The organism is Pseudoalteromonas sp. HM-SA03, assembly GCF_002289345.1.
In the GTDB taxonomy this organism is placed as follows: domain Bacteria; phylum Pseudomonadota; class Gammaproteobacteria; order Enterobacterales; family Alteromonadaceae; genus Pseudoalteromonas.
The window spans coordinates 25724-42921 of sequence record NZ_NSDG01000055.1 but is presented as its reverse complement, the minus strand read 5'-3'; the positions used below and the strand labels follow the sequence as shown (position 1 = coordinate 42921).

General features: G+C 43.5%; 16 protein-coding genes. 7 read left to right on the top strand and 9 right to left on the bottom strand.

Annotation, left to right across the window (positions count from 1 at the left end; translation table 11 throughout):
* The first annotated feature begins 74 nt into the window (after nucleotides 1-74).
* From CKO50_RS11705 to CKO50_RS11685, 5 genes are all read left to right on the top strand, one after another.
* Nucleotides 75-1151, top strand: a complete 1077-nt coding sequence (locus CKO50_RS11705; protein WP_255229646.1) for a PepSY domain-containing protein — start codon at nucleotides 75-77, stop codon at nucleotides 1149-1151.
* A 180-nt stretch (nucleotides 1152-1331) separates the two neighbouring features.
* Nucleotides 1332-3467 (top strand): TonB-dependent receptor, encoded by a 2136-nt coding sequence (locus CKO50_RS11700; protein WP_095728302.1) that lies wholly within the window; start codon nucleotides 1332-1334, stop codon nucleotides 3465-3467.
* A gap of 134 nt (nucleotides 3468-3601) precedes the next feature.
* Nucleotides 3602-4060, top strand: coding sequence for a hypothetical protein (locus CKO50_RS11695; protein WP_095728289.1), 459 nt, complete (start codon nucleotides 3602-3604; stop codon nucleotides 4058-4060).
* A gap of 69 nt (nucleotides 4061-4129) precedes the next feature.
* Nucleotides 4130-6559: a Lon protease family protein gene (locus tag CKO50_RS11690; RefSeq protein ID WP_095728288.1), complete on the top strand. Its 2430-nt coding sequence runs from the start codon at nucleotides 4130-4132 to the stop codon at nucleotides 6557-6559.
* Nucleotides 6546-7025, top strand: a complete 480-nt coding sequence (locus tag CKO50_RS11685; RefSeq protein ID WP_017216344.1) for an FKBP-type peptidyl-prolyl cis-trans isomerase — start codon at nucleotides 6546-6548, stop codon at nucleotides 7023-7025. Before CKO50_RS11690 ends, CKO50_RS11685 begins: the two co-directional genes overlap by 14 nt.
* 115 nt (nucleotides 7026-7140) lie before the next feature.
* On the opposite strand, the gene CKO50_RS11680 is transcribed toward CKO50_RS11685, so the two are convergent.
* The 9 genes from CKO50_RS11680 to CKO50_RS11640 all read right to left on the bottom strand — a co-directional run bounded on the left by CKO50_RS11680 (nucleotide 7141) and on the right by CKO50_RS11640 (nucleotide 14341).
* The gene (locus tag CKO50_RS11680; RefSeq protein WP_095728287.1) at nucleotides 7141-7371 is read right to left on the bottom strand and encodes a hypothetical protein; all 231 of its coding nucleotides are present in this window, start codon (nucleotides 7369-7371) and stop codon (nucleotides 7141-7143) included.
* Nucleotides 7372-7439: 68 nt separating this feature from the next.
* On the bottom strand, nucleotides 7440-7766 hold the full coding sequence (locus CKO50_RS11675) for a hypothetical protein (protein WP_039493660.1): 327 nt from the start codon (nucleotides 7764-7766) through the stop codon (nucleotides 7440-7442).
* Entirely contained in the window at nucleotides 7763-8401 is a 639-nt protein-coding gene (locus CKO50_RS11670; RefSeq protein ID WP_095728286.1) for a DUF4178 domain-containing protein, read from the bottom strand. The genes CKO50_RS11675 and CKO50_RS11670 overlap by 4 nt, the downstream gene beginning before the upstream one ends.
* 65 nt (nucleotides 8402-8466) lie before the next feature.
* Nucleotides 8467-9156 (bottom strand): PspA/IM30 family protein, encoded by a 690-nt coding sequence (locus CKO50_RS11665; protein WP_095728285.1) that lies wholly within the window; start codon nucleotides 9154-9156, stop codon nucleotides 8467-8469.
* Nucleotides 9157-9171: 15 nt separating this feature from the next.
* The gene (locus CKO50_RS11660) at nucleotides 9172-9585 is read right to left on the bottom strand and encodes a DUF2170 family protein (protein ID WP_095728284.1); all 414 of its coding nucleotides are present in this window, start codon (nucleotides 9583-9585) and stop codon (nucleotides 9172-9174) included.
* An 81-nt stretch (nucleotides 9586-9666) separates the two neighbouring features.
* Complete coding sequence (locus CKO50_RS11655; protein ID WP_095728283.1) at nucleotides 9667-11403, bottom strand: polyamine aminopropyltransferase; 1737 nt, start codon at nucleotides 11401-11403, stop codon at nucleotides 9667-9669.
* A 3-nt stretch (nucleotides 11404-11406) separates the two neighbouring features.
* Nucleotides 11407-12306 carry a DUF350 domain-containing protein gene (locus tag CKO50_RS11650; protein WP_095728282.1) on the bottom strand — a complete coding sequence of 300 codons (900 nt, stop codon included), beginning with the start codon at nucleotides 12304-12306 and terminating at the stop codon, nucleotides 11407-11409.
* Between the two features lie 23 nt (nucleotides 12307-12329).
* On the bottom strand, nucleotides 12330-13268 hold the full coding sequence (locus CKO50_RS11645; RefSeq protein WP_095728281.1) for a hypothetical protein: 939 nt from the start codon (nucleotides 13266-13268) through the stop codon (nucleotides 12330-12332).
* Between the two features lie 290 nt (nucleotides 13269-13558).
* The gene (locus CKO50_RS11640; protein WP_095728280.1) at nucleotides 13559-14341 is read right to left on the bottom strand and encodes a sporulation protein; all 783 of its coding nucleotides are present in this window, start codon (nucleotides 14339-14341) and stop codon (nucleotides 13559-13561) included.
* 287 nt (nucleotides 14342-14628) lie between these two features.
* Between CKO50_RS11640 and CKO50_RS11635 the strand changes: the two genes are divergently transcribed.
* Both CKO50_RS11635 and yegD read left to right on the top strand, forming a co-directional pair.
* On the top strand, nucleotides 14629-15570 hold the full coding sequence (locus tag CKO50_RS11635; protein ID WP_176474651.1) for a GGDEF domain-containing protein: 942 nt from the start codon (nucleotides 14629-14631) through the stop codon (nucleotides 15568-15570).
* Between the two features lie 234 nt (nucleotides 15571-15804).
* The gene (gene yegD, locus CKO50_RS11630) at nucleotides 15805-17163 is read left to right on the top strand and encodes a molecular chaperone (protein ID WP_095728278.1); all 1359 of its coding nucleotides are present in this window, start codon (nucleotides 15805-15807) and stop codon (nucleotides 17161-17163) included.
* The last annotated feature ends 35 nt before the right edge of the window (nucleotides 17164-17198 follow it).

Here is a 17198-nt window from a genome sequence, read left to right as displayed (position 1 = left end):
TTTGTGCTGTTGCAAGTAAGAGTTATTATCACTTACTATTGCTAAATATCGAAAGAAGTTTGAGAATTCCCTTGATAAAATTGTGGTTACGCCGTGCTCACCTAGTAATGGCGCTAGTGGCTGGTGCGTTTATTATCTGCTTAAGCGTAACTGGGGCACTGCTTATATATGCCAAAGATATTCAATATCTTACTCAGCCTCAGTTGTGGCGAGTTGAGCCACAGTCTGAACCTCTTGGGGTAGAGCAAATAGTCAACTCGGTTGAATCTACGACCGCTGAAAGAGTTTCACTATTTATGCCTGAGCAGCAACCGGATTTGGCATGGCAATTGAAGTTGTCTAGCGGTGATTATGTTAGCGTTAACCCCTACAGTGGTAAGGTCCTTCATCGCTACGAGTATTACTCTACGCTATATGGTTTTACGATGGCGCTACATCGTTGGCTGTTGTTTGAAGGTGCTGACAACAAAAAGCCGCTTAGAGACTGGGTATCTATTTGTGCACTTGTACTCATAATTGAGTTAGTGTTGGGCTTTTATCTTTGGGTAAAGCCTAAAAATCGCTTGAAGCGGCTAGTGATAAAACCAAAAGCTAAGCTAAGGATCCTGCTTTATCAGTTACACACCGTATTGGGGGTATATTTGCTTTTACCGATACTGCTCATTGCCTTCAGTGGTATGGCGTTTAACTGGCAGCCGCAAACTAAGGCTGTGGTTGAGTGGTTAAGCTTTGACGAGGTCGAAGTAAGGCCAAAACCACCCACTATTGCGGTTAATTTTCACGGCTTACCCTACGACTTAAATAGCGCTACAAAGCGCGTAAAATCTACCTTCCCAGACAGTCAGCTGTTCCGTATCTATATGCCTGACAAAGCATCCGACAGTGTCGCGTTCAGAGTTCAAAATCCGGGCGAAAGTCATGCCTATAGCTGGGTTTGGGTAAATCCCTATAACAGTGAGGTGGTAGCGCAATATGATGCATCAAAAGCGGGAGTCGCTACGCAAGTTTGGAACTTTAAGTACAAGTTTCATATTGGTGATTTTGCTGGCCCCATCGTGCAATTTTTCTGGTTAATGCTTGCCTTAGCTCCGACCTTTTTCACGGTATCCGGCTTGTATTTTTGGTTACAACGTCATCGCAGGAAGCGGTAATTAACTTCACTCTAAGTTGCTGTTATGTAGATATAATTGCAAAAAATGGTGTAAAGTAGAATAGCTTTACAGTAAAGGGTAATGCAAACCATTCACATTTGCCTTGTTTTTACTGAGGTTTGGCAATATTATATTGCCGCTTTTTACATTATTATTATTCTAAATCCAGCAAGGATAACCATGTTAAAAACTACTCTCAGTATGGTAGCGTTGGCTGTTAGCGCAGCAGCCATTGCAGACGATACCAATGTTAAAGATCTTCAAGCTGCAGATATGGAGCATATCGTGGTCTCGGGCAGTCGTGTGTTTGAAAGCATCGATGAAGTGCCTGCTTCTATTACGATTATTAATCAAAAACAAATCGAAGAGCATTTAAAAGTAAATCCAGAACTACAAAGTTTGTTATCTCAAATTGTTCCTGGTCTTGCTCCTGATACAGGTAGTTCAAGTAACACAGGGCAATCATTGCGTGGACGTGCGCCTCTGGTGATGATTGACGGAGTACCTCAGTCTACACCACTGCGAAATGGTTCTTTGGGTGTAAAAACACTCGATCCAAGTGCCATCGCGCGCATAGAAGTAATCAAAGGAGCAACCTCAATTTATGGTAATGGTGCTTCAGGCGGGATCATTAACTACATCACCAAGCAAGCTAAAAGCGATGGCGAACCAGAAGGTGAAATTAGCCTATCTAGCCGTTTTAGCGCAGTAAAGCTTGCAGAGAGTGCCGGTGCTCGAATTGCGGGTGCGATTAATGGCCGCATTGACCAGTTTAGTTATTTAGTCACGGCAAGCTATGAAGAAAATGGTGTTCAGCGTGATGCTGAAGGCGATATTCTAGGTTTACAGTATGGTCTGTCGGATACCGTGACAGAAAACTACTTTACTAAGCTTGGCTATGACTTTGATGAAGATAAACAACTGCAGTTTAGCTATAACTTCTATAGTTCACAGCAAAAAACGGACCTAGGTGATGTGTTTGGCAACATCAATTTAGGTGAAAAATCTTACGCTATCCACGTGCCACCCGCTCAGCAAAAACAAGGTAAGCCGCAAGGGCCAGAAGGTAATGAAAACATTACGTTGAAATACACCGATATAGAAGTTTTTGCTAATACACAAATGACGCTTGATGCGTATATGCAAGATATTGAAAACGTGTTCTTCTTCTCACCAAGCTTAGCAAACCCAGATGAAGGGTACAGTGGCGGTCAATCTATCATTCGCTCTGAAAAAAAGGGCGCGCGTGCGACATTTAATACCTTGGTTGATTTTGACAATGTTCAAGCTACCTTCATTTATGGTATCGATGCGTTGAATGATGTGACCTCACAGCCACTTGTTGATGGTCGTATTTGGGTGCCAGAAATGGACATGGAAAGCATCGCAGGTTACCTACAGACCAAGTGGATTGTTGCCGATGACCTAGTGTTAAAAGTGGGAGTGAGACAAGAAAGTATTGATCTTGCGGTAGCAGATTACCAAACACTAAAACTTTGCCGTTCAGTGGATCAGTGCTCTGTGCCACTTAACGTGAAAGGCGACACCATTGACTATGACGCCACAACTTACAATGTGGGTATTAAATATAACGCAAATGAAAAGTTCAGCCCATTCGCCAGTTACTCACAGGGCTCTGATATCTCCGATATTGGCCGCCTGCTGCGCAGTGCAACGGTAGAAGACATTGGTCAAATTCAAACAGAAGCATCAATTGTTGATAACTATGAAATCGGTTTTAATTCTCAATTTGAGACGTTACGATTTGAATTTGCGGCATATAGAAGTACATCTGAGTTTGGCACAACGAATAAATTCAATGAAGTAACTGGAGTCTATGAGCCTGTTCGAGCACCACAGAAAATATGGGGTTATGAGGCACTTGTCGATTACAAGATCGACGACACGCTAAAACTCATTGCGACATATAGCTATGTCGAGGGTAAAGATACTGAAGCCGATACTTATCTTGGCTCTAGACAAATTAGCCCACCAAAGCTTACGGCAAACCTAAACTGGCAGCCAGTTGATGCGTTATCGATGACGTTAAGCTGGCTACATGTGGGCGACCGTAAACGTTTTGAGCGGAACGATAAGGGCAATTATGTTGGGGATCAAGGTCCAATTGATAGCTATAACGTGGTTAACTTTAGTGGTCAATATCAATTCGACCAAAGCTGGCAAGCGTTTGTTGGTATTGAGAACTTATTTAACTCAGACTACTACCCAGCTCGCGCACAAGCCTATACGTACGGCGGTTATAATATTAAAGGCCTTGGTACAACAGCAACCGTTGGCGTGAAGTATCGCTTCTAAGCTAATAGCAATGACTTTTGGCTTCATAATCTGAAGCCAAATGGGTTTGCTGAGCACCAAGTTCAGCAAACCCTAATACAATGAATGGTATATCTGGTCTACACTTAATCTATTGGCGAAACAGGAGTGTAGCAATGGCGGATTATCAAAAATGGCTGGATCAATTTTCCGATTGGCTCAAAGACGTCAAAGAACATGAAATTGACGATTTATCTAAACGATTCTGGGAAGCGCAGAGCGTACTGAAAGACTACGCCAAACAAACCTATGATGATTATAGTTACTATCTAAAACGTGACTTGGAACATCTTCTCGAAAACAAATCCTTCTATGATGAAGCGGCTTGGAGTGAGCTCAAAGCCAACATCTTATTTGAAATATCCCAATTAGAAGATAGAACTCAACTTGAGTGGTCCGCACTTTTAAAAGATTTTGAACACCAAGGCATTTATAAAGAAGGTGAATGGATAGCTTTGGGACAATTAGTATGTAAGAATTGTGGCTATAAATTAGATGTTTATTATGCCATCAAGATCCCAGCTTGCAGCGAGTGCGGGCATGGGGAATATACTAGAAAAGCATTAGCGCCCTAAAGTGGGCGCTCAGCTTGGAAGCACCAAGTTGAGTAGACTAACGTATGCGAATAATACAAAGAAGTTAGAATGACCAAATCTAAATTGTCGTCTGAAAAAGCACTGCCTGCGAGCCAGCTCGCGCCATCAGTTTCGTTGACTCACATAGAAAATTGTATCCAAAACCCTTACCCAGAAGCGCTACCGTTTATTGGCCAGCAGCGCGCTCAAACCGCGCTAGACTTTGCCTTGGGAATGGAGCTTCCTGGTTATAATGTGTATGTTATGGGAGAAGCGGCGCTAGGTCGTTTTACCATGGTAAAAGACAAGCTTGAGGCACATAGTAAAACTAAGCCAACGCCCAAAGAATGGTTGTACGTCAACAACTACGACGACCACCGCGAGCCCATCGCGCTATTTATGCAGGCGGGTGAAAGTAAGCAGCTTGAGGCTGATATTGACGCCTTTATCGATGAGATCTTAGATACTTTTCCTGCAGCTTTTGACAATCCGGGTTATCAACGCAAGAAAAAGTCGCTAGATAAAGAATTCGAACAAAAATACGATGCTGCGATCACCGCTGTTGAGCAACAAGCTATGAATATGAGTGTTGCACTGATAGAAGATACGGGGACAGTTGGCTTTGCTCCTGTGGTCGATGGTAAGCAGCTCAGTGATACGGAGTTTTCAGCGCTGGATGAGCATGTTCAGGCACACTTTTTAACCGCAATTGAAACATTAGAAGATGCCCTAATTGAGTCGCTTATTGAGCTGCCAAGGTGGAAGCGTGAATCTTCTGAGCGCTTACGTAATCTTAAAAAAACCACCATCGAAGTGGCGACCAAACCGCTATTAAAAGCACTTGAGCATAAGTATGCGGCACACATTGGCGTGCTGCGTTATCTCAAAGATCTAAAGGTTGAAATTGTCGATGCGGTATTAGATTGGCTAGACGACGATAGTAGCAACAGCGACGAAAGCAAAGATGACTTTGACTCAAAGGGAATGCTCACGGACTTTTTTGCGCCCAATATTCTGGTTGAGTTTAAAGAAGACGATCCTGCGCCTGTGGTGTATGAGCCAAATCCGACCTTTGGTAATATTTTTGGTAAGGTGGAATATGCAACCTCTCAAGGTAATTTGATCACCAGCTATCGCTCTATTCAAGCCGGTGCATTGCACCGCGCCAATGGCGGCTATCTGATCATGGATGCTGAAAAGGTCATGGCTAACGCGCAGGTGTGGGATGGCCTTAAACTGTCGCTAAAAACCCACCAAATTAAAAATGACCTACCGTATCAAGATAATTCGGTGGGTAGCAGCTTTACCTTAAAGCCGCAGCTAATTCCGTTGGATGTCAAAATTATTCTTTTGGGTTCGCGAGACCTGTATTACACCATTGGTGAATACGATGAAGAGTTTGCAGAGCTATTTAGAGTGCTGGCCGATTTTGATTACTATTTACCAAGCTCGGACAAAATGCAGTATCAATTTATCACTAAGGTGATGGAATACTGTAATGATACCTTGAAGATTGAGCTTAGCTCAGCGGCGCTGGCGCGTATGCTTAAATTTAGCTATCGCCAAGCGGAACACCACAGCAAGCTTTCGGCGCGCTTTGCTGATGTTTTGGAGCTGGTGGCAGAAGCCAGTTTTTATGCCAAGCAAGATGGCGTAAACCAAATTGCTGCTAATCACATTGATGAGGCGATAGCTGGAAAAGAATATCGAACAGGACAGTTAAGTGAAAACATGCTCAGCGATATTCAAGAAGGGCATACCTTGATTGCAACCGAAGGCACCGCAATTGGTAAGGTAAATGGCCTGACGGTACTGCATATTGGTGACACCGCTTTTGGTACGCCTGCGCGTATTACCTCTACGGTATACGCAGGTGCTGACGGGGTGATTGACGTTGAACGTGAGGTAGACTTAGGTAAGTCAATTCACTCAAAAGGCGTGATGCTGCTTACGGGTTACCTAGGTAACAAATATGCGCAAGACTTTAGCCTGACACTCAGTGCAAATATCGCCATTGAACAAAATTATGGTTTTATTGACGGTGATAGTGCATCACTTGCAGAGCTTTGTGCGCTGCTATCGGCGGTGACGCAACTCCCCGTGGATCAATCATTAGCGCTCACCGGCTCAATTAACCAACACGGTGAAGTACAAGCCATTGGTGGTGTAAACGAAAAAATCGAAGGCTTCTTTAAACTCTGCAAAATGCGAGGCCTCACAGGTAAGCAAGGGGTGATCGTCCCTGAATCTAACAAGGTCAACTTAGTGTTAGATGATGAAGTGATTGCAGCTGTTGAAAAAGGCTTATTCCATGTCTATGCCGTTGCCACGGTAGATGAAGCGCTTAGCTTGTTAATGGATAGACCAGCCGGAGAGCTAAGTGAAGAGGGCTATCCTGAAAACAGTATCAATGCAGTTGCAATGGCGAAACTTGAGCGTATTGCAAAAGTCGTAAACGGCGATGATGACAAAGGAGAAGAAAACCATGACGACAACTAATATTATCCTCGTTATCGTTGCACTGGTGATTGCAGTGGTGTTTTTTCGAGGTGGTCAGAAACAGAAGCAGCTTGCGCAGTTTAATCGAATTCAAGCGGCAGACTTTTTGAAAGAAAACGAAAAGCGCGCAGAGGTACATAAAACTGACTCAGGTCTTCAGTACGAAATAATTACTCAAACTGACGGTGGCAAACAGCCAAATGCAACGAGCAAAGTTAAAGTGCATTATCATGGCACTTTACTTGATGGCTCCGTATTCGACAGCTCGGTACTGCGTGACCAACCTATCAGCTTTGGACTTAATCAAGTGATCCCTGGTTGGACCGAAGGTGTGCAGTTGATGAGCGAAGGGGATAAATACCGCTTTTGGATTGGTCCAGACTTAGGCTATGGTGACCGTGCTGCAGGTAAAATCGAACCGGGTTCGTTATTAGTGTTTGAAGTTGAGCTGCTCGCGGTAGAGTGATGATCTCAAAGCTATGAGGCTCTAGCAGCTATCTTTATTTGCCCAAGCGTGATAAACCGTCGCTACAATTGTTAAAGTGGGCTGCTAGAGAGAAATGATGTTATTTAAGCTCAGGTTATTTAGAGCTATCCTGTGTTGATTTTGTGACAAGGACGTCACAGAGAACATTTTTGAAGATGTGTATGCCAGCAGCTAATGCTCCGAAAATGAGTAGGTTTGGAGATAGTGGATCATCTTCCAATAAGTAGTTATTCAATAATGCTATTAGTAACATCATGATGACTACGAAAATAAGTGGTTTCACACTATGTTTATCAATACTTTTCTTAATCTCTGCTTCTGTCATCGTTCCCTCTTAGGTTGTAGCTTTAACTATTTAAAATAGTTGGAAAATTAATGGATTGGTATTACTGCTCACTTGTTTCTTTTATCTGAGTAGCGACTGAGTAGCATATTGGCGACCTGTTGCTTAACAGCCCGTTTGTCATTAGGGTCAACGCCAAAACGCTCCGCCAGTAGTGCGATTTCTTCATCGGTTAGATTGAAGGATAAGCGTTGCCGAGTTTTCTTCGATTTAACTTCTAAATCAAGGATCTTTCTGATCATATCGGATGGCGTTAGCTCTTCGTCTATCGCCTGTTTTTTAATGCTTTTTTGTACTTCCGTGGTTAAATCGAAGGCCATTTGTGTGGCCCTCAATGCCACTTCTTGACGTTTCCACTTGTCTTCTCTTGTGGTCACGAGTTAGCTCCAGGAAATAGGTCAACAATATCGCTCAGTGGACGACACATGGTTAGTGACACGTCAGTTTCCCCCCCATCCCAGATCTCGATATTGATAGCGAACTTTTCGTCAGGACTAAGTAACTCGATAACTTCACATACTTCGCCACTTTCATCTTGATAGCGTGGCAAGGCGCGACCGCGATAATCGCTATCGTAAAAATAGCAAACGTAGGGCGCTTCACTTTGTTGATAGCTTTTACCTAAAAATCGCTCGAAAATCTCTGGAGTGGCCTGCGTGTCGATGTGGGTCAGTGCTTCTTCATCGAAAATACGCGCAAATTCATCAAGCGTAAAAATAGCATCGACGTCTTCTCTTTGGATTTTGATAGAAAAATTCGCATATTCCTCACCGTCACTTTGTTCAATTTGCAAAAAAGTAATGTTACCTGAATCACTTTCGAGAACAAATTCATATGCAGCGCTGCGCTCAAATTGGTAAGTTTGTACGCCAACCACTTTTAGGGTTTGCCCCTTGAGCCAGCTAGGGTAAGCAAATGAATCAATGATGGTGAGCATATCCCCAACTTTCAGATCTTTTGCATGAGTAAGTTGTCGCTCAGGAGTTTTTTTTGATTTAAAAAAGCCAAACATAATGCACCTACATAATCAAAAAGGGTAAAAAGGAGGCGAGGCCTCCTTTTTCTATTCGGCAAATATTAGTTGCTTTGTTTCGCTCTAATACGTTCAAGAATATCATTACTCTTTTGCGTAGCGCCAATTCCAGCTTCTGCCATTTTGGCTTTTAGATCTGCACCCGTTGCAGCGGCTTCAAGCTCTTTTGCTGCAGCCAGTTGATCTTGCCTATCTTGCTGGCGTTGCTTGATACGCTCAAGCGACTGACGTGCATTTACCATAGATGACGAATTGGTATTCAGCGTACTGTTTACTGCCATAGTTGCTTTTTGAACGCTGTCTGTGGTTTTTACCATTGTCAGCTGGCGCTGGTTTTCTTTAATCGTTTTTTCAGCTTCTTTAATTTGCTGTTTTAACAGGATCACATGTTTACTAAAGCCGTCTAACACTTGCTGATGCTCTGCGCGCTCAACTTCAAATTCACCGATTTTCTCTGCGATTTCTACCGCTAAAGCTTCGTTACCTTTTTCGAGCGCTTGTCCAGCATAGTTTTCATGCTCGATAATGCTTTCGTCAAGTGCAGCTAATTTGCGTTTTGTCTGCATTTCTTTCGCCATTACTTCTGTTAAGTTCTTTTTGGCTTTAGCTAATGCGTTTTGTGCGTCAGCAATTTCTTGCTCAAAAATACGAATGCCATTTGCGTCAACAATTGACTCACCAACTTCTCTAGCGCCACCACGAACAGCAGTAAATAATTTCTTTAAAATACTCATTTCACAACTCCAATATTACTCATTCAAATACACAGTCACGGCTTCCAATGCTTCGATTGCATTGTCCGCGAGGGTGACCAGTTCGTGCGTGATCTCATCAATTGAGGAGGAAACGGCTAGAGCACCAAATATCGCATACTGCTCATCAATTTTAGCAAACGCACTCAGCGGGATCGGCACATTCAGTTTTAATAGTGCTTCATTTAACTCGTTTAGCAACTCAGGCTTTACCTCACTCTCTTTAAATAGGTAACTAATGCATACAAGTTGTTCTTCAGTCTGAGTCACAAAAATTGGTAATTCGTCATTTCCGTCAACAATCACTTGCAATACATCTTGCTCGCCTTCATTGGCGATTAAGAAAGATTCGAAGTTAGCACCTTCTGTTTCAAATGATGCTAATTTGATTGATAGTTCATTTAATTCCATCTTCATTTACCTTTTTTGTTTTGACATATTATGTCTGAGTTAAGAGTTGCACGTAAGACATAATATGTCAATGGCCGTGCGCTAATTTTTATACAACTCATCTTCTGTTTGCCATGCTTGACGATAATAATCGTATAGTCTGCCCGTTCCTAACTGGTTGACTTCAATATCTTTTGCTCCGTCAAAAAAGCGATTTGGGAAAGCGAAAGTCGCAAGTAAATACTCTTTATTTATCCAGTTACTTGGGACAGGCAAAGACTCGACCGACCTGATCCTAGCACTTGCCGGTTGTCCTGCTCTCGTTGCGATTGTCCATCCCCACTGGCCAAATGAGGGAATATTCTGTTGGTATTGCTCAACATGCGTAAACCCAGCATGTTTTACCGTTTTAGCTATGCTAATAAACGCTTTTTTGGCGTGATAGGGAGATGTTGACTGAATAGCGAGTGCACCATCGGGTGCCAGTAATTGACGCACATGATTATAAAAGTAGTCGCTATATAGCTTATTCAAATCAGGGTGATTAGGGTCAGGTAAGTCGATAATAATAGTGTCAAATTGTCTACCTTGGTCGAGCATTTTTTCTACTTCTAAAAATGCATCTGCAACGATAACCGTTGCTCTTGGATCGTTTAAGGCGTTGCCATTCAAGCGGGTTAATTGACTGGTGATATGTGGTCTAGCAGGGTAGGGTTGCCCTTGTAGTCCAAATAATGAAAGTAGTTGTCCATCCAAATCGATTAAGGTTGCATTTTCAACAGGCCATTCCAGTACATCTCGAAGTGCCAGACCATCTCCGCCGCCAATGATTAATACCTTTTCGCGCCGGTTAGAAGCCAGCATTGCAGGATAAACGAGCATAGTGTGATAGATCTGTTCATCCACAGATGAAAACTGTAATCGACCATTTAAGAATAAATCGTTAATTGGCATCGGTTGTGCGCGGCTCAACCGCTCGGTGATGACAACATGTTGATACTTTGTTGATTCTGAATAGATCACCTTGTCTTTGTAAAGCACATTGCTGAGGTCTTTCATCCAATGGGAGCCATGACTCAGGATGACAAAAAAGATACCAAGCAGAACAAAGTGGCAAGCAAACAGCAGTTTAGCGAAACGGACATGAGCATGGTAACGCCATAGGAAGATAAGTCCTGCAATGATATTAAATAGTGCAGTCCACGCTGCTGCTTGCATTATTGGCAGCGCAAGCATAATCGTGACCCAAATAGCAGCACCAACACCTGCACCGATATAATCTGCACCGTAAATGGTACCTGCGTTATTTTCAAGGAAGCGGCCGTATACTTGTTGACGGATCCTAGCAATCAGCGGAATTTCCATGCCAATTAAAATGCCTAGGATGAGGCCGAAAACATAAGGTAAAAATCGGGCAAATGCTTGTAATTGCTCAAATGGCATGCCATCTAAGACACTATCGGGGGGCAGGCTGTAAAGGCTAGAAAGCGTGTGGGGCAGGGTATAGGTAAGGGCAATAACACTGGCGATCACCAAAATACTGCTCATGCCGAGTAGCGCGATTAGGCTTTCAAGCCAAGCAAAAGCGGTAAAAGGATCTTTAAACCAGCGCGCTAAAAATGCGCCAATGCCCATGGCCACGATCATAGTGCCTATCATAGCATAAATCGCGCTTTCTACAGAGCCTAAAACGCGGCCAGCATAATGGGAGAGCAAATATTCGTAGATTAGGCCGCAACCGGCCAAAATGGCCATGACGCCAATAAGTAGGGTGTCATGACCGAACAACGACCAGTTGCCGGTCACTCTTGTTGAAGTTTGTGGTGCAGGTGCGCTCAAGGGTTATGCACCTAACAAACTTGCCATAGTCGTACCAATCGCAAAAGAAAGCGCGGCTGAGATTGCAGCAACACCAATATTCTTTTGTCTGTTCACTTCATCGGAAATATCTTTACCTGCCAGAATAATTTTTATCATGACGAGGTGTAAGACGATGAAAAGCACAATGCTACCTAGTGCAGCAATACTCCAGTAAAGTAGGCTTGAGTTAATATTGTCAGCTACATACGGCGCTAAACCGGACGCTGCAGTCAGTGCCAGAGCCGATCCGATTAAAAAGCCCGCGTAGCGGATCCCAACCGCGATATTGTTGTCTTTGATTGCCTGCTGTAAACAGTCGCCACTTTTGTTGGTGCGCTTAAATAGTTGTACTCGGTATTGGCTCACAAGCAGCATACAAATATTACCAATAATGAAGGCTGCAACCACAATAGGTAAGCCATACCAGCCTTCTGTGAGTACCCAAAGTAGAGCTGAGCGGATCACAATGGCAACGCTCACCACATGGCCAAAGTCAATCAGTGCTGAGGTGACATTACCCTTAACGATTTCGTCATGGAGGTTTACCTTGCGTAGCGCGACTTTGTCTTGGAAAAAGTGACCGAGCTTGATAAGGATGATACCAACGATACCATAGCCCGCCATTTGTAGCGCTTCTTGAGCTAAAGAACTGGCAAAAGCACCACTTGAAATACCTGAAATTACGATGGCCAAACCTGCTAAACCACCAGCAAAACTGAGGCCAAATGCAAAGTTGTCTTTTTCTGTGATTTCATCGTTTGCATGAAGGTTAGATACCCAACCTTTGATGTATTTTAAGCTAACAAATAACGCGACGATCACCGCCATATCTATTAGCAATGCTTGAAAAGTCCAAGCTGTTAATCCGTTAAATTGGTACATGTGTTAACTCCGCTATATATGCGCTATTTGCCCCGGCTTACGCCACGGGAGGTTCTACTTGAGCTATTGCGAACAGAGCCGTAGCTTGAGGTTCGAGAGTAGCTGCTTCGAGTTACTGCTGATGGGGTATTACTACTTCGGCTTAACCCTGACGCGCCAGACTTTTTCTTGGCATAGGGACTGGTAAACTGTTTGCCTTGGCGTTGATACGATTGTTGAGTACGCTTGGCGAGTTCAGTTTGGCGTTTGTAGCTTTTATAACTGGTGTATCTATGACGACCATAGTCACTGTAGTAACTGTATTTGCGGTGTTTACTCCAGCGGCCATATTCCACATCACCAACAATATCGCCAAGCATGCGATACATGCCATACCACATCCAAAAGCTAGTGCCGTTAGAGTTAGTCTGCCATTCGCCATAGTTGGCATTGCCAACAAGCTGATTGCCGACGATGGTCTGACCGTTTGCCGCTTGTTCCGCCTGCTGACTAATAGCGCCAACTCGCGCTAGCTTGCCATCTGACATATCAGCTAAAACATTGATTGGATCTGTCAGCGCATCATTGAACAAACTGATGGAAGCGGCTTCTTTTAACAACACTGTTTGGTTGATAATGTCGTCGCTGTTCATACTTGGAGCGGGGGACTTGAGGGACTGATAACGAGTCAATAAACTCTGATATAAGGTTCCACTGCTTGTTGCGTCTTGGGCAATAATTTGCGCAATTTCACTGAGCTGAGGTTTTTGCTGACTAAGTACTTTGCCATACTCAGTCAAAAGGTTGGCATTTCTCACCTGCTTTTTATCAAGGGCGGTTCCCAGCGTATTTATCGCTGTTGAAGCTTCTTGAAGTGTATGTGTAATGGTTTGCTGGATACGTTCTTCTTTCGATTCGCAGCCCAGCATTAGGCTCAAAACACACAGTAGGCTAACCAGTTTCCAAATTCTAAAGTTGGACATTCATTGTCACCTAATCTACCTTGACCATTCGTTTTAATGTGCTGTTTTATTGAGCTTAAGTCAACTCAAACGTGCCGTGATTGGCATGTTAAAGGGGGCTTAAATTGTAACAATAAATCAGTTTAGAGAGTTATTATCTATACACCTTAACACTTGTCTTAACATAAACCATAGCGTTAGGTGGACTGGAATAATAATAGAGTTTGTTTATATAGAAGTTGCATTCGTATGAATGCAACGATCACCAAAGCATCAATATAAATCTATCGATACTACAAGGTTAATATACCTTAGCAATTTGCCTCTAGAATGTCATAAATAGCATCTTCTAGGTCTTCTAAATCTGCTTCATCTATCAGCAATCTGGCTTTTGACTCATCAAGGTCTAGCGCCTCCGCAAAAAAGCCTTTAAAGCCTCGCGCTTTGCGGTCAATCTCAAAGATGATTTCTAGTTGCTCACCGCGATTAAAGAAAACCACTTCCACTTCATCAAAGCGACCATGGAAGTCACCTGTGATCGTTTTAAATTCTAGTTCTTGTACGAATGGGAGGCGTGAGAATGACACTTCATCAATGCCTTCACAGTCTGACTCATAAAGTTTAAAGCCAAGCGCTTCCATCGCATCGATAGCCGCTTGTTGTAGCTCGGTAGGTACTATGTGTAAATAGTCCCTATCTGACTTGTCGAGCGCCATATCAATATCAAGGTTGGTAGCAACCCAAGTTTTGGATTGTCCAACAGTAAGCGGAGTTTCTTCAGCGAGGGCAAGCGTGAATGGAGTGTGCTTTTCATCACCGGGTTCGATAGTAAATCGTTCGTTGATTTGAAATTTAGCAAGGGTGTGGCTTTTAGTGATGGTCGTTGTTTCACCTTCACTGTCTTCTCTTTCAACTGTGTAGTTACACATTACGTTAAGATCTATTTTGTTGATCTCTTGAGCAACTTTGCCACCGATGATTTTAACCGTTCCAGAAATGTCTTCGCCGGGAGAGGCGTGATGGGTCTCTAAGATGGTATCTACTTTTGCTGCACCGATACCAACTGCGCCAAGGGCTTTTTTGAAAAAAGACATAGTCATCCTTATATATCTTGTTACCTTCCATCATGGAAAGCGCTGCCGTGTCGATTATAGGAATTATTATCCTTTCGTCAATTGCTTTTCTCGTTCGAAGCCAAAGACTTGAAAATATTTTTTATGATGCAGTTGGTAATTAGTCATTATTCACAAAATTGGTATATTATTTTTATAACGATAGCCGTAGATGAGCTGTGTTCATTGGCATGCTTCAAATTGTAAAGTTCAAGTTTATAGAATTATGGAACAGGGTGTTGCAACGCCTCATGGTCAAGGACCGTCGTATGGCCTGTGCTCAAGCTTTGGCGCAACCGAGCTATGAGGAATTGGCATCGACATTAAGTGCGATGCCGGACTTGATGTTTGAACTGGATGAAGAGGGGCGGCACTGGGATGCCAGAATACTTCGTCCTGAGTTGTTAGTCGCGCCTGCAGAGCAATTGATTGGCCATACGGTGGCTGAGGTGATGCCAGAACAAGCCGCTAAAATAGTGATGCAGGCATTACAGGAAGCAAAAGCTAACGGCTATTCACATGGTAGCCATATTCACTTGTCTACACCTGTTGGTGAGCGTTGGTTTGAGGTCTCTATCGCTCGTAAGGTTGCGACTGCAAGCGACAATCATGCAAAAACGCGCTTTATCGTGTTATCTCGTGATATCAATGATCGTAAGTTGGAGTATCTTGAAGCCGAGAAGCTGGCGTATCATGACCAATTAACCGAATTACCGAACCGCCATGTTCTTCAACATGGGTTGACGGATCAACTCCATGTAGGTCAACAGCTTGGTAGTTACAGCGCAATCCTGTTTTTGGACCTTGATGATTTTAAAAAAGTAAATGACTTGTATGGCCACCATGTGGGGGATCAGTTACTCAAGGGAGTTGCTCAGCGTTTGTGTGCAAGCGTACGCCAGGATGATGTAGTGATCCGTTGGGGAGGTGATGAGTTTGTGATTTTAATCACTCACTTATCTCCACAACAGCCTCAAGCCGAATCTCATGTGGTTGGGATCTGCCAGCAAATAATCAACAAGGTAGATAAACCATATCTCTTTGAAGGCAATAAGCTAAGTTGTCGGATTAGTATCGGTGTCAGTCTGTTTAATAACCTCGACATTGAGACTGGGATCCAACAGGCAGATTCCGCTATGTATCAAGCTAAGCAGTCTGACAATGTGCGCTATGCTTTTCACAACAAGCCAATTAAGGATGTTGGAACCTAGATAAATTCATCTGAGAGCCATGATACATTCCGCGACTTTTCAGCAGTTTGAGGTAGAGAATGAAAGTCGGANTTTGATTACGGAAGCTCTCATTGTGCAATGCTTAGTGTGTTATGCAAAATGGTATCATTCCACGACAAACCTATTAAGGATGTGGGAACCTAGATAAATTCATCTGACAATAACGANCAACCATGATACACTTCGCGACTTTTCAGCAGTTTGAGGTAGAGAATGAAAGTCGGGTTTGATTACGGAAGTTCTAATTGTGCGATGGGTGTCATGCAAAATGGTGAAGTGGACTTACTGCGTCTCGAGCAAGATAAATATTACCTGCCTTCGACTATGTATGCGATGCACAATGCGTTAATTCCTGCATTTGTTAATCGTCATCTCAATGAGCCAGATCCAGTCTACACGCAGTCTCGCCAAGGGCTGCTAACGGTAGCACAGCAAGCTAAGCGCGATCTTGATTTAGAAGCACATGAAGCGGGCATTTTTTTTGGTCAAGCGGCAATTTCTGAGTATATCGAATTTCCCGAAGAAGGTTTTTTTGTAAAATCACCCAAGTCCTTCTTTGGGGCGGTTGGACTTAAACCTCAACAAATCGCCTTCTTTGAAGATATTGCTGCGGCGATGATGGTGGAGATTAAGCGTCGTGCCGAGTCGCAGCTGCAACAGTCCATTACCGACACTGTGATTGGTCGACCTGTTAATTTTCAGTCCGTCGGTGGAGAGGAAAGCAATCAACAAGCGGTTAATATTCTTACCACCGCAGCAAAAAGAGCTGGGTTTAAGGAAGTGGATTTTCTCTTCGAACCGCTCGCTGCGGGAATTGAGTACGAAAGCCGTCTTCTGCAAGATAAACTTGTGCTGGTGGTTGATATCGGCGGTGGTACTAGCGATTGTTCGTTTGTCCGAATGGGACCAAGCTATCGCAATAACACACAACGCCAGCAAGACTTTTTAGCGCATACAGGCAAACGTATCGGCGGTAACGACTTAGATATTGCGCTAGCTTATCACCAATTAATGCCGTTGTGTGGTCTTGGATCTAACATGAGCTCAGGTTTGCCGATGCCTAGTCAACTCTATTGGCAGGCATGTAAAATCAATGATATTCAGTCTCAACTAGACTTCTACAGCGATAAATTAGCGCGAGAATTGCAAAGCATGTTGCGAGACGTCGCCGAGCCGCAAAAGCTGGCGCGTTTACTTCACATTCAACAGAACAAACTTACCCATCAAGTGGTTCGTGAAGGTGAGCTTGGTAAGATAGCACTCTCTGAGCAAGCAAAGTTTAATGCCGATCTTGGTTTTATTGAACCACAGCTAGCCTCTGAATTTACGCAGCAAGACTTTGCCGAGTCGGTTATGTCGAACTTAGAACAGATGGGCATGCTTGCGAAAGAAGCCATTCATCAAGCGGGATCAAAACCCGATGTAATTTATCTGACTGGCGGTAGCGCGCAATCACCGTTACTCAAGGCAACGCTTGCACAGCAAATTGGTGATATTGAAATGGTGAACGGGGATAACTTTGGTAGTGTTACTGCAGGCTTGACTAAGTGGGCGGATAGAATATTTAAGTAATCGAAGTCATCAACAGAGAAGCGGTCACAAACCGC

Bases quoted from the DNA above. Each gene is read 5' to 3' on its own strand.
- CKO50_RS11650 (WP_095728282.1), bottom strand. From the start codon at position 12,306: ATGTACCAATTTAACGGATTAACAGCTTGGACTTTTCAAGCATTGCTA.
- CKO50_RS11670 (WP_095728286.1), bottom strand. From the start codon at position 8,401: ATGTTTGGCTTTTTTAAATCAAAAAAAACTCCTGAGCGACAACTTACT.
- CKO50_RS11690 (WP_095728288.1), top strand. From the start codon at position 4,130: ATGACCAAATCTAAATTGTCGTCTGAAAAAGCACTGCCTGCGAGCCAG.
- CKO50_RS11680 (WP_095728287.1), bottom strand. From the start codon at position 7,371: ATGACAGAAGCAGAGATTAAGAAAAGTATTGATAAACATAGTGTGAAA.
- CKO50_RS11635 (WP_176474651.1), top strand. From the start codon at position 14,629: ATGGCCTGTGCTCAAGCTTTGGCGCAACCGAGCTATGAGGAATTGGCA.
- CKO50_RS11665 (WP_095728285.1), bottom strand. From the start codon at position 9,156: ATGAGTATTTTAAAGAAATTATTTACTGCTGTTCGTGGTGGCGCTAGA.
- CKO50_RS11700 (WP_095728302.1), top strand. From the start codon at position 1,332: ATGTTAAAAACTACTCTCAGTATGGTAGCGTTGGCTGTTAGCGCAGCA.
- CKO50_RS11695 (WP_095728289.1), top strand. From the start codon at position 3,602: ATGGCGGATTATCAAAAATGGCTGGATCAATTTTCCGATTGGCTCAAA.
- yegD (WP_095728278.1), top strand. From the start codon at position 15,805: ATGAAAGTCGGGTTTGATTACGGAAGTTCTAATTGTGCGATGGGTGTC.
- CKO50_RS11640 (WP_095728280.1), bottom strand. From the start codon at position 14,341: ATGTCTTTTTTCAAAAAAGCCCTTGGCGCAGTTGGTATCGGTGCAGCA.
- CKO50_RS11645 (WP_095728281.1), bottom strand. From the start codon at position 13,268: ATGTCCAACTTTAGAATTTGGAAACTGGTTAGCCTACTGTGTGTTTTG.
- CKO50_RS11685 (WP_017216344.1), top strand. From the start codon at position 6,546: ATGACGACAACTAATATTATCCTCGTTATCGTTGCACTGGTGATTGCA.
- CKO50_RS11660 (WP_095728284.1), bottom strand. From the start codon at position 9,585: ATGGAATTAAATGAACTATCAATCAAATTAGCATCATTTGAAACAGAA.